Here is a 13283-nt window from a genome sequence, read left to right on the forward strand (position 1 = left end):
CATTTAGTGTTATTATGTGGTCATAGATAATACGCTAGACACGTTCACTTTCATTGACTTCACAAACTTAACACTGTAAAATTAGGCCGCATAACAATTTACCATTTTTAGAAACGAAATTCAAGAACTTAGCTTACATTTTTAGATAAAAGGATGAGAAAATTTGGAATCAAAATTATCAAAAGAAAAAATCGTTCAAGCTGCATTTCAATTATTAAGAGAAAATCCTGAATTAGAAAAATTATCCATGCGTAAAGTCGCTCAAAAACTTGATATACAAGCCCCCGCGATTTATTGGCATGTAGAAAATAAACAAGCCTTGCTGCAAAGTATGGCTGAAGAAATAGAAGATCATTTTATTCCGCCAAAACCAAAAGAGAATTGGAAAGAAACAATCTATGCTTATATGGAAAATTATTATGAATTGTATCAACAATATCCTTGTGCTATAGAAATTGAAATCCAAACGATTCCTTCTTATCCTTCTCGTTTAAGAAATCTCGACGCAATATTGGGTATTCTTAATGAAGCCGGATTTTCCATCGAATTAAGTTATATGACGATCACCTCTTTACAGCATTTATTATTTGGTATGCTGTTGGATTCTGCTGAAGAGAAGAAATTGTATAATAAAGTGGTGTCTGGCGACGATTATTTGAAAAAACAAATTATCTTGATGAAACAATACGTTCAAGATCATGAGCTGAATAATATCAGTGAAAGTATTCAATATCGGCAAAAAGAAAAACAAAAAGATTTTTTTATGAAAACATTGCGGGTATTTTTGAATGGGCTAGATACTTTCGTCTAATAGTAAATACGCAAAAAGCTTAGACATTTTTTATTTGTCCAAGCTTTTTTTCTTTATTTATCTAGCGGCAACCATTCTAATACTCGTTGAATCCACTCATCCCAAAAGATCCAATCATGGTTACCCGGTCCTGTTTCAAATGTATGTTCAATATTATAAGCTATAAGTTTTGCCGCCATTGATTTATTTCCATGTAAAAGTAAATCCTCTTCACCACAACAAAGAAAAATATTCGGTACAGTTCTCCCACTTGCAATTAACTGATCAAGTAAAAAAACGGGATCATTGATCGATCCTTGAACATTTTCTAACGGACCAAAAATTCCTTCCCAAAATGCTCTTCCTTTCACCGCCAACAAATCTTCTATTCTGTCAGCGAGATTCACTGCACCTGATAAAGAAGCCACAGCACCAAAGTTTTCTGGTTTAGCCAGTCCCAGTTTTAAAGCACCATATCCACCCATTGATAATCCTACCGCAAATGTTTTTTCTCTTTTCGTCGTTAATTGTGGAAACAATTCATGACAGATAATCGGTAATTCTTCAGAGACAAACGTCCAATAATTCATTTCATACGTTGTATCCGTGTACCAACCAAGATCTGTAGACGGCATAATCACCGCTAATCCTAAATCTGAAACATAACGTTCTATCGATGTTCGACGTTCCCATACGCTATGATTTCCACCCATTCCATGAAGTAGATACATGACAGGGACATCTGTAAGATTCCCTTTTGTCGCTGTACCGATTTTTTTCTCCGTTTTTTGAGGCAAAATAACATTCACTGATACTTCCATTTCTAATACGTTAGAATAAATATTCGCTTGCAAAAAAGCCATCCAATATCCCTCATTTTCTGTTTTCTATTATTGTAGCATTAAATCAATTATTTTTTGATATATATAAAACAAAAAACTCGTTCTTCTAAGAAGAACGAGCAGAGGAGGAGTTAAAATGAAAAATGTGTTTGATTAAGTTGTTTTCTATTGGTATACCCATATAATACAAAGTAAATATGAACTTTTCATGTCAAAATTTAGTATTCTATGGTCCTTTTTTATAAAGAAATAGAAATTCCTCTAATTAGCTATTTTCTTTTTAACGCTCACATTTAAAATGATCGCGACGATAATTAAGCCGATTCCGACTAAGTACACATTATGAAGGCCAGCATATAGCATGCCCCGTAAAGGTCTCAGTAAATCTGCCGGTATCGTATTGGCCGTATGCGGATTAACGAGTTGATTCATCACATCAGGATCGACCTGTAATGTACTTTTCGCTAATTCAGAAGTTGTTACTGCATTGATGATCACACCAAAAATCGATACCATCAGTGTTTGCCCAATCGTTCTAGCTAATGTATTGAACGACGTTGCAACCCCCATTTCAGATGGATCTACACTGCTTTGAGCAGTCACAGTTGTGGTTGTGATCGTAATCCCAAAACCAATTCCCAAAACAGAAGAAATCGCGAAGAACCAAACAAATGAAATCGTTGCTGGAACCAACACTAAGAAAATACCGCCTAGCAAAGTAATACTCAAGCCAATTGTCAGTACTCTTTTTGTTGTATGTTTCTCCATTAAATTACTAGCAATGAACGAACCTACCATCCATAAAATCGACATTGGTGCTAATACTAATCCACCGATTCCAGCACTTTTACCTAATACGCCTTGCATCCACATTGGAATATAAACTTCTACGCCCATCAAAAATCCGCTGATTAAAGCTGCTACAATATTGACGATCACAAACGTAGAATTTTTAAACAGCATCAAATCGATAACTGGATCTTTGGCTCTTTTTTCCACAAAAACAAAGCCAATAAAGAATAAAACTGAAGCCCCCAAACACAGGAACACTTTTAAACTAAAACCCCCGTCACCAATTAATTGGAATCCTAATAATAGCGTTAATAACACGAACATCAGCTGAACACTCCCCAAGATATCCATTGGTACTTTAGATTTCTCTCTTTTTGGTTCCACTAAAAAGTAAGCGATCAAGCCCATCAAGACAAGTCCAATCGGTACATTAATGAAGAAAATCCAGTGCCAACCAACTGTATCTACAATAAAACCACCTGCAAGTGGACCAAAAATACTAGCAATTCCCCAAGCTGCACTATTTAGACCTAACATTTTTGCCCGCTTATCAATTGAATAGATATCCGCTAAAATTGTCAAAGCTACTGGCATGATGGCTCCTGCTCCGATTCCTTGAATTGCGCGAGCAATAATCAAGGTGATCATATTTTGCGCTAAGCCGCAAAGTGACGAACCGATAATAAAAATAATAATTCCAATCATAAATATCGGTTTACGTCCAATTTTGTCTGCTAACTTTCCGTATATTGGTGTTAGCATCGCATTTGTTAATAAGTAAATAGAAAAAACCCAGTTCATAATTTCCATGCCGTGCAGTGATCCTACGATCGTCGGCATCGCTGTTGAAACGATCGTTCCTTCGATTGCTGTCATAAATGTTGCAACGAAAACACTGATCGTTACAAGTTTGACGTTTGTTTTTCTTTCCATGTATCTCCATCCTTTTTGATTTTTTTGGTTTAGTAAAGTTACTTATAAATTCATTTACAGAGGTTTGTTGGTACTTTTGTGAGATTTTACATTACTATCAGATTTTTTAGGTTTGTTGTAATCTACTCATGATTAATTTTGTGGATTGCTGGATTTTATTTGTTGTTTGGTTTATGGCGGTTGGTGGTTGCACTCTCTTTGGCTGCTGACTTCTATTTGTTATTAGCATTATAGCGTTTGGCGTTTCACTAGTAAGGTAACTTCTCTCCCTTTGGTCGCCAAGTACTGTTCAACATCTGCTCTGCGTAGCAGTCGCAGTGTTTCACAGCAAAACGGCGCCACTAATTTTCATTAGTAGCGCCGCCTCGTTTACTCCATCAAGCTTTTCTTGATTGCATCGACTTTATCTGTCTGCTCCCAAGGTAGTTCAATGTCTGTACGACCAAAATGACCATATGCTGCCGTCTGTTTATAAATTGGACGACGTAAGTCAAGCATTTCAATAATTCCTGCTGGACGCAGGTCAAAGTTTTCCCGAACAGCTGCAATCAATTTGCTTTTAGGGACTTCACTTGTCCCAAAAGTATTGATTGAAATCGATACAGGTTGTGCTACACCAATTGCATAAGCTAACTGAACTTCAACTTTTTCAGCTAATCCTGCTGCAACAATATTTTTTGCAATATATCGTGCTGCGTAACTTGCAGAACGATCGACTTTAGTAGCGTCTTTTCCTGAAAAGGCACCGCCACCATGACGAGCGTATCCACCATACGTATCTACGATGATCTTACGTCCAGTCAAGCCGGCATCTCCTTGAGGTCCACCAATTACAAAGCGACCTGTCGGATTAATAAAGTATTTTGTTTCTTCATCTAGTAATTCTGCTGGGATAACGTCTTCAATAACGAGTGCTTTCACGTCTTTTTGAATTTGCTCCAGCGTAGCTTCTTCATCATGTTGTGTGCTGATCACGACTGTGTCTACACGTTGTGGTTTGCCGTTTTCATCATATTCTACTGTCACTTGTGATTTTGCATCCGGACGTAGATAAGGTAGTTTTTCCTCTTTGCGTAATTGCGCTAAACGACGAACAAGTTTATGACTTAAAGAGATCGGTAACGGCATTAGTTCTGGGGTTTCATCCACTGCAAAACCAAACATCAAGCCTTGGTCTCCAGCACCAATGTCATCTTTGGTATCTTTTTCACCACGTGTTTCTAATGCGTCATCCACACCTTGTGCAATATCCGGTGATTGCTCATCGATTGCAACAAGAACTGCAACGGTATCGCCATCAAATCCATATTTAGCTCGTGTATAGCCAATATCTTTCAATGTTTGTCGAACAACTTTTTGGATATCTACATAAGCAGTCGTAGAAATCTCTCCAAAAACTAAAACCAAACCAGTTGTAACGCTTGTTTCGCATGCCACACGGGCCAACGGATCTTGTTCCAAAATCGCATCTAGTATTGCGTCGCTCACTTGATCGGCAACTTTGTCTGGATGGCCTTCAGAAACGGATTCTGATGTAAATAAATGTCTCTCTGTCATAATGTATTCCCCCTAATTTTAGTCGGTTACAAGGCATCTTTGTACAAAATGTAGCTCAACCCGCATCATATCCAAAAAGAATATTTCATCGAAAAGTCTACTATTTTACAACAAATCCTTTCGGGAACTTGTAACGCTTATTAGTATAACAGATTATTGAAGAAAAGACTCCCTATTTGCAAAAAAACACCTTTTGATATTAAAAAATAAGACAAAGCAATTCTGCTCGTCTTATCAATTGGATAAATGAAATACCGCCCTAATTTGAAACAAACTAGAAACTTTGCAATAGATGAAGCGGCAAGATTCTCATTTCCACCACACCGATAATATCTTTTTGATCTATCAGTCCATACTGACGACTATCCACCGAATAAGGGCGGTTGTCACCTAAAACTAAATATTTTCCTTCTGGAATTTCTGATACTCCAGTTAAAGTAAAAATCGAAAAATCATCTGTATAAAGGCGGCCGTTTTCTTGAGAGGTTTGCTTTTCATCAAAGATAAATTTTTCTTCTCTATCTTGTCCATCTATTTGCAGCTGATCGTTTTTATAGGTTACTTTTTGGCCTGGCATTCCAATGATTCGTCGAACTTCTTTTCCTTTTGTTCCTGGTATCTGAACATATACTAGCTCAAAAGTTTTGAGTTTCCCAATTTTATTTACGTAAACCCGATCTCCATCTCTCAATGTGGAAACCATCGAATACCCCTCAACTTTAGGAAGAGAAAATAGAAATACAGACATTAGTAAAACAAGAATACTAGTAATTGCGATTGCACCTAAAAATTCAAATAAAAGATATTTACGCTTTTGTTTTTTCCTTCTCTTTTGAGCTTCAATCAGTGCTTTTTTCGATTTTCCTTTAGGTCGTTTTTTTCTTTTTTGTTGACTCTTTTTCGATTGTTCTTGTTTTTGCGGCTTCTTTTTTTGTTTTGGACTTGGATTAGTATGATGCTTTTTCTTTTTGACTGTACGTTTTCGTGATTCCATGATAAATCACCTCAATTGTTTACTTTTTTTGATCCAAAGCAGCTTCATTGATATTGTACAGCTTAAATACTTTTTGCTCGTACTCTTTAACTTTTTTTACATCTTCCTGATACTCTTTTGCCAGATCTGGATTATTATAAATTTGAGTGTAATTTCTCATTACGTTTGTGCCCAATTCTTTCATTGCATTATAATAACGATTTAATGTCAATTGCCCTTCTTGCGTATTAACAGTACTTGCTTTTTTTGTTCCATAACTCGCAATACTATTGGCAAGATAACGCAAATTGGTTTCTGTTTTATCCTGAGATTCTGATGCACTGCCTGCTTTTGACAATTCTCCATTAAAATCACTTAAAAGATAATACCCCTTAGAAATTGAATCTGAGTCATCTGTGGTTAAGTTCATTGCTTGATAGTAGGCAGAATAAAAAGCTCCAGCCCCTAGTAATAGACTTGCTACTAATGAAATAATCGCCGCGGTCCGCTGATTCTTCTTTTGTCGAATCAATTTCTTTTTTGCAATGTGAAGTCTTTTCTTCTTTTTCTTTGTTTTCGGTTTTCTTTTACTTAAACTTTTTACCTTTGCTCCTGTTCTAATTGTTAAAAATAGGAAAAGGATGAAAAATAGGCTGGCAAGGACTGCCAACACTAATCCTATAATAAAAAACCAATCTAAGGTTGTCATGATCCTTCCCTCCCATTATTTCCCAGCATTATTTACTTGTACCTTGATCTTTTTTATTTCTACGACGTTCTGCTTTTTTAGCGTCTTCTCTTTTTTTGCGAATCGTCCGGATAATAAAGAAAATAACCAAAATAATAACGAATAACCCAACAGCGGCACCGATGATCAACGGCCAATTCGTGCCTTTTTCTTGCACTAAACCAACATCTTCACGGTTAAATTTATCGGCTTCTTCTGCGGTGATTTCAAATTCTTCCGTCCATTCCCATTTTTTACTGTCGGCAGTTGCCAATATATGGGCACGGTATTTACCTGGAACCATTTTCTCCCCTTGCATACTGACTGGGAACGTCATATTAGAATTTGGTGCCATCCGCATAGAAGATTTCTTTGTTTCATATAATACTTCATCGCTTTTATCAGACATGATTTGTGCTTCCATTGATAAATTGTCTAAGAAGTTTGCTTTCGTATTGGATACATCTACATAAACTACATTTCGTGCATTTGATTGGCCTGCATTGACTTTATTCAAGCTCAGTTCGGGTTCTACTTTAGCCTCTGTTTCTTGTAAAACCATTGCGATGACGTAGGCGTATTTGTTAATAACGTTGGCGCCGTTTTGTGTTTTTTGATCCTCATCATCGGCTTTTTTTAATTGAATACCGCCGACGATCACGCCATCATAAGAGGCTTTTGGCATGGTAATTTCTATGTCTAATGTTTTTTCAGAGTTTGGTGGTAACACCACTTTTTCTGGGGCTTTAACAAGATCAACAAAATCATATTTTAGGGAGGCATCTTTTTTTAGATTGATTGGGCCATATTCTAAGACACCGTTCATGTTCGTTTTAGCGCCATTTAGGCTTGTTTCAACGGTAATTTCTTTGTCTCTTGGATTTTTTAGTAACACTTGTACTGTTTGTTTTTGGCCGGGTGTCATTTTTAAATCAAAATAGCCGGCCTCTTTTTGTTGGTTTTCAGTAAATTTTATTTCATAAACAAATCCTGTTGCACCGCCTGCTTCTTGCGCGATGCTAGTCGTTGGCCATGTACTAAGTGTAATGATTGAGATAAGAATCGTTGTTACTATGTATGTTAGTTTATTTTTCATAAAATTTCCTTCTTCCATTCTATACTCTAAACAAGATCACTGATTCCAATAAAGGAACCAGTATCTTGAGTATTGACTATTTTTTTTTTATTATCTTTTATTTTGTTGGAGTTTCTGGAACTTCTGGCGCTGCTGGTGCTGGAGTATACTCGATTGACCAAGTAATGTCTGCAACATATTTTCCTTTAACGATGTTTTGTCCAGCTGGAACTGTTAATTCAACGGAATCGCCTGCTAAACCAGTAGAAGCTTCTGCAAGAGTATTTTTAGCATCTGCAGTTGATGTTCCAAATTCAGCGTAGAAAGTACCTAAACCGCGGGCACCTGTTGATTCAGCCGTATTATTATCAAGAACAACTTGACTTACTCCGTCTTGAGATAAAACAAAGTCTGCTGGACGAGTTTTTGGCCAGTTTGCTTCTCCCATCTCTGAATTAAGGAAACCATTAGAATAAGCAATTGTTGCGTTTTCTAATTTATTTGAACCATTGGTAAATTGTTTTGTCATTGCTGCTTTGATTTGGTAAGTGTGGTCATTTCCTGCACGTTTGTCTGTCCATTGTACATAGTTACCACGTGTTACAGTTGTTCCATCTGTCAAAGTTAACGTAACAGGATTTGCTTTAGCTGTTGTTGGTTTTGATGATACACCAATTTTTTGGTTAGGGAAGATCACGTTAGAAACAACATCGATCGTGATTGGTCCACCATCAGGGTTAACAGTGATATCTGGATTTTCATCTGGATCTACTTTAGTTCCATCTGGATCTTCTGGATCACCAGGTTCGTTTTTGCCGTTATCTTCTTCGTATGTTACTTCACCTTTACCAGTTAACGATTTTGCTTCTGTTTCGGCATTTGCCGCCATTGGTGCTAAAGCTCCTGTTGTGATTGCTGCTACTACTGCTACTGAACATAATGTTTTGAATTTCATGTGTGTTTCCTCCTAGTTTTTTATATGTGTGTGTTTTTTTATGGTAACTCGGCTAATATCCAAGTTAACTCGGTTTGATATTGTACGGGATGGATTTTTACGGCATCCGGTACGGATAAAAAGATGGCTTTATTTCCCTGAACTTGCTGATTTTCAAAGTTCTCATCTAAGATCGGTTGATTTTTTTCATCAACTTTAGGAAAAAGTGTGCTTGCTTGGTCACCAGCGTTCTCAGCGGATGCTCCAAACGAAATGATCCACGTTCCTTTCCCTTGCCCTTGATTGGCCGTAGCTACTGGAAAGGTTGTGCCTGGTGCATTCAATTGAATGATATCTTTACTGAGTTGGGGCGATTTTTCTTGAGTATACGCAGAATTTGCCCACGCTTTATCAAAAGATAAGACAGCCCCTCTTAGTTTTTTTTCAGTCTCTTCTTGAATGACATCATTTTTGAATTGGTATTCTTGTCGGACTTGAAGCGTCCAGCCTGAAGCTTCTGCTCTAGAATCTGTCACTTGCAAGAAGTTACCTCTGGCAGGCGTTCCATCATGAAATAGTTGCGCATTTACATAAAAATTACGATCTGTTTCAGTGATTTTACTTCTACCAAAATTCAACGTTGGTGCAAAATCGAATCTAAGATCACCATCTGTTGAAGGTCCGGGTCCTGGATCAACTGGTTTCACTGGATTTTCAGGATCAACTGGCTCTTTGGGATGTTCGCCAGTATACTCGACCGTTCCATGTCCGCCTATAGTATTTTCTTCAGCAGAAACGATAGTCTTCGTGCTCATTGCTAGTAAAAACAGGACGCCGACAGCTAAAATCAATGTTTTCTTTTTCATTTATTATCTGCCTCCTGCTCTTTTTTACGTTTCTTAAAGAAAAGAAACAGTGCAATAGCTACTAGCGCAATTCCGCCAATCCCAATTGAGCCCTTGATAATTTCGCCCGTGGACGGATATCTTCCAACAGGTTTTGTTACCTTAGGTTCTGATGGGCTAGACGGCGTTGGTTTTGACGGTTCTGTTGTCGGCTCAGTCGAGTCTTCATAGAACGTAATGATTCCTTCAGTTGTTACTTGTCCTCCATTTTGGTTTTCAGCTGCAGTCACAGTCAATGAAGTCGGTGTGAACGCCACCAGACACACAATAGAAGCCAGCATAATAATTATTCTTTTTTTATTCATACTTTTCACTCCTATTTTATGGATTTTCTGGTGGTGGTCCTGCGACCAATTCCCAAACAATTGTTGCTTCATATTTACCAGAAGCTATGGATTGACCAGAATCAACATTTAATTTGAAGCCGTCGCCATCTGGTGACCAAGTACTACTGATGTTATATGGATCATTATTATCATTTTTACGTGAGATGATCGGCTGCGATGCTCCCATTAACGTGATTTCATCATTTTTGTGTACATAACGAATCGCTCTAGGGATAAAGACATCCGGCTCACCAACTTTGGCTAATTCTTTTTCTAAACGGGCATTCAAAGTCCATGTTTCTTGAACCGCACGGCCATCTTTCACGACTAAATCCGCTCCTTCATAAGAAGGATTATTGATTTTTGTTCCTTTAGGACTAAAGATAGTTGTTCCAAAATTAATATTTTTGGGTGCTGAAACAAGTTCCAAAATACCGAAAATACTTCCTCCTGGATTATCAACGTTTGCATCTTTAGAAAATACATCATGTGCTCGGTTAGGATCGTCAGGTCCTTCTATAAATTCCCCGGATTCTCTTGATGAAAAACCAGTTGCTGTCCCGACGTTATTGATTACTTTACCAACTGCTGATTGCTGAACTTCTGTTTTAAAGGTTACAATCGCAGAAGCTCCCGCCTTCAAATTCCCGACATTCACTGTCAATAAACGAGAATCGACATCATAGGTAAAGTCCGTCTCAGATGCCGCTTTACCATTAATCGTCACGTTTGCTGTTGCTGGATCAAATTTTAATCCTTCTGGAATCGTATCTTTTATAGTAACTTTATTCCAAACAGCATCTAGACTAGCGTTTTTTCCATTAGTTGCTGTTAACGTATAGGTTAAGATATCACCGACTTGCGTTGTTTTATCGCCAGAAGAAACAACAGTCTTTTCCATTAATGGCTTATCTGAAATACCATCTTCTACACTATATTTCGTTGCAGCTTTGAACGTTGCATCACGGTATTTAAGTTCAGTTGCTGGATTGATATTCCCATTGTCATTATTGGTTGGCGGTACTGCTGGCGTAAGTGATTCTGTAATTTTTCCTGCATTATCTTCTAAGAAAATTTGGACTGTTTCACCTGTATTTAGATAACGAGGCAAATTATATGCCCATGTACCATCGTCATTGACGGTTCCAACAGTTGTTTGACGAACACCATCGATGTCAACGTAAATTTTTGCATTTGGTTCAGCGTCCTTACCCACTAATTGTTTCATGACGTTTGTTACTTTATCGCCAGTAACAATTGCAGGCTCAGGAGGGGTAACATCGATTACTGTTGTTGGTGTTTTTTCTCCCATTCTGTATGGGGTCAAAACACTATTGACATACGATGCACGATAAGGTGTTCCAAACATATCTTTTTTAGCAAGTTGAAAGCCTGGTATCACATGATCCGCTTTTTTCCAATGGACATAGTTATCATCGGTACTTGTTCCTGTATAAGTATTTCCCAAAGTATCAGTAAAATCGACATAAGCCTTACGAATGCTATCAGCATAAACAGGTTTTGTTTTGGCATTGCCATCTTCGTCAAACGGATCGTTTCCACCAACTGCTGTGTAACCTATCAAGATACGTGTCTGTTGGTCAAAATCAGCATCTGTGACCGGGGTCCACGTCAATTCAGGTGTACTGTTCATTCCGGAAATACGTTTGTAATTTGGACGAGTGAATTGGCTTTGAAGAGCTGGATCGGAACTTGTAACGCCTCCACTTGCTGATGAATTTGTTACAGTAAAATCAGTTACATTTGAATAATCATAGGTTGGAGCACCATCTATGCCAGCTTGATTATTCCAAACAGATATATCGGAGTTTTTTATCTGGAAACTATTACTCCCCCTATTTGACGTCGTGTCACCTAAAAAGGCATTTGTTGTCGTTGTACTATTAAATGAATTCCGAATATCAAATGATTCAGGACTATCAAATATAAATTGATTACCACCATTTGTTGAGTTATAAGCAATTACTCCACCATTGTTATTTCCAACAATAAAGACATTTGATTTTGGCTTAAATTCATATTTAGTGTTTTTAGGGTTCGCTTGTGAGCCTGCACTTGTCGCGTTTACTGCACCTGATTGTACAGTTGGTCGGCTCCCAGCACGAGAAAGTAAGTTAACAGTAGAACCTTCTTCCGCCGTAAAAGTAGCATTGTCGACGTTAAAATAAGCAGCTGAACCTGGCATATTCGCGTTATATGTCGCATTTTTACCAACGTGCAATTCATCAAACATGTTGTAAACAGCAGGGTAGTTCGTCCCACTAGCTGTATAATTTAGATAAACAAAACTGTTATCACCAATATCAAATTTTCTAGTACCAGTAACGGCTCCATTATCATCAATACCAGTGTTCGAAATGAACCAAATAACTGAGTAATCATAGTAGGCATTTGTCCCTTTATAAAAAGTCGATGGATCGTATGTGATACCACCAGTGTAAAAGTTCTCGGCTCCAGTCACTACAGTGTTATAGCCATAAATACTAATTTCTGCACGATTCCCATTGATCAAACGCCCACCAATACGTTGGTTACTACTTTTCTTACTTTTATCATATGGTGTGTAAACATTCCCGATACGATAACGCCACAATCCACGTTGTTGACCATAATTTACTCCTGGTCCCCACTGGCCATTTCCGTTGATAAAGGCCCAAGCAGTTCCTAAGTTTCCTTCTAACGCACCATATCCCGTATTATTTGCAACTTGAATATCATGCATATGAAAAACCGGTACATCGGAAAAAGCTTTACCAAAGGTTGCTAGGGATGTAACGCCATCTACATTAAGTGAACCATTAATCATTTCTAGTAAGTGACCTTGTCCATCCAACTCAAGAGATTCTTTTCTAGAAATGCGAATTGCAGTGCCATAATAAATATCTGCATCCAGAATGATTTTAGAAACTGAATCATCTTCAAACGCTGCTCTAAAAGTTGCCCAATCTGCTACATGAACTACTTTTGTTTCTGGGCGAAAATTATATTTCGCATTCCACTCATCGTTTTGCTGAGCATTTAACGTTTTGTATTGGGACTGATATTCTTCATTTGTCATGCTTCCAGTAATTTTATTGCTAGATTTATTCTCAACTGATTGATAAGCAGTTCCATCCATGTAAGCTTCCATCTGCGGTACAGTAATATTCTCTTGGTTATGCAAATCTGCTTCTGTTTTTGGCGAATTAGAACCCTCTCTATTTTCTGTCGAAAATTCTTCAGATGCTTTGATTTGAGTAGCGTTATTAAGCAAAACAACCACTAAAACACTCAACAGAACAAAAGCTAGTCCAATAAAATAAGACTTTTTTCCGATTTTCATATATTCTCAACTCCTCCCTTAATAATTTTTTGCACGTCTGTCTTAAAAGAACGCACAATCTATTTCTATTTTTCTTGCCAATTGTT

At 37.5% G+C, this 13283-nt stretch carries 11 protein-coding genes and 1 riboswitch; of the genes, 1 reads left to right on the top strand and 10 read right to left on the bottom strand.

The features are described from left to right. Nucleotides 1-163: 163 nt before the first annotated feature. Nucleotides 164-811 carry a TetR/AcrR family transcriptional regulator C-terminal domain-containing protein gene (locus IGL98_RS14715; RefSeq protein ID WP_206841591.1) on the top strand — a complete coding sequence of 216 codons (648 nt, stop codon included), beginning with the start codon at nt 164-166 and terminating at the stop codon, nt 809-811. A 53-nt stretch (nt 812-864) separates the two neighbouring features. On the opposite strand, the gene IGL98_RS14720 is transcribed toward IGL98_RS14715, so the two are convergent. The 10 genes from IGL98_RS14720 to IGL98_RS14765 all read right to left on the bottom strand — a co-directional run bounded on the left by IGL98_RS14720 (nt 865) and on the right by IGL98_RS14765 (nt 13197). Further along, a complete protein-coding gene (locus IGL98_RS14720) occupies nt 865-1653 on the bottom strand; it encodes an alpha/beta hydrolase (RefSeq protein ID WP_206841587.1) in 789 nt (262 codons plus the stop codon). Between the two features lie 240 nt (nt 1654-1893). Further along, nucleotides 1894-3357: a DHA2 family efflux MFS transporter permease subunit gene (locus IGL98_RS14725; protein ID WP_206912917.1), complete on the bottom strand. Its 1464-nt coding sequence runs from the start codon at nt 3355-3357 to the stop codon at nt 1894-1896. Between the two features lie 369 nt (nt 3358-3726). Beyond that, nucleotides 3727-4914, bottom strand: a complete 1188-nt coding sequence (metK, locus tag IGL98_RS14730) for a methionine adenosyltransferase (protein ID WP_206912919.1) — start codon at nt 4912-4914, stop codon at nt 3727-3729. Next, a riboswitch (SMK box riboswitch) is annotated at nt 4912-5053 on the bottom strand. Its footprint overlaps the gene before it by 3 nt. Nucleotides 5054-5188: 135 nt before the next feature. Further along, nucleotides 5189-5908: a signal peptidase I gene (gene lepB, locus IGL98_RS14735; protein ID WP_206847172.1), complete on the bottom strand. Its 720-nt coding sequence runs from the start codon at nt 5906-5908 to the stop codon at nt 5189-5191. Nucleotides 5909-5927: 19 nt separating this feature from the next. Beyond that, nucleotides 5928-6596 carry a hypothetical protein gene (locus tag IGL98_RS14740; protein WP_206912921.1) on the bottom strand — a complete coding sequence of 223 codons (669 nt, stop codon included), beginning with the start codon at nt 6594-6596 and terminating at the stop codon, nt 5928-5930. Nucleotides 6597-6624: 28 nt separating this feature from the next. Then, nucleotides 6625-7710: a DUF916 and DUF3324 domain-containing protein gene (locus IGL98_RS14745; protein WP_339099560.1), complete on the bottom strand. Its 1086-nt coding sequence runs from the start codon at nt 7708-7710 to the stop codon at nt 6625-6627. A 97-nt stretch (nt 7711-7807) separates the two neighbouring features. Continuing rightward, nucleotides 7808-8644 carry a WxL domain-containing protein gene (locus IGL98_RS14750; protein WP_206847234.1) on the bottom strand — a complete coding sequence of 279 codons (837 nt, stop codon included), beginning with the start codon at nt 8642-8644 and terminating at the stop codon, nt 7808-7810. Nucleotides 8645-8682: 38 nt separating this feature from the next. Further along, nucleotides 8683-9489, bottom strand: a complete 807-nt coding sequence (locus tag IGL98_RS14755) for a WxL domain-containing protein (protein ID WP_206847235.1) — start codon at nt 9487-9489, stop codon at nt 8683-8685. After that, on the bottom strand, nt 9486-9833 hold the full coding sequence (locus IGL98_RS14760; RefSeq protein ID WP_339099559.1) for an LPXTG cell wall anchor domain-containing protein: 348 nt from the start codon (nt 9831-9833) through the stop codon (nt 9486-9488). Before IGL98_RS14760 ends, IGL98_RS14755 begins: the two co-directional genes overlap by 4 nt. Nucleotides 9834-9849: 16 nt before the next feature. Next, nucleotides 9850-13197, bottom strand: coding sequence for an isopeptide-forming domain-containing fimbrial protein (locus IGL98_RS14765; RefSeq protein WP_339099558.1), 3348 nt, complete (start codon nt 13195-13197; stop codon nt 9850-9852). Between the last annotated feature and the right edge of the window lie 86 nt (nt 13198-13283).

The sequence above is a fragment of the Enterococcus sp. DIV0840 genome (genome assembly GCF_050527835.1).
In the GTDB taxonomy this organism is placed as follows: Bacteria; Bacillota; Bacilli; order Lactobacillales; family Enterococcaceae; genus Enterococcus_L; species Enterococcus_L ureasiticus.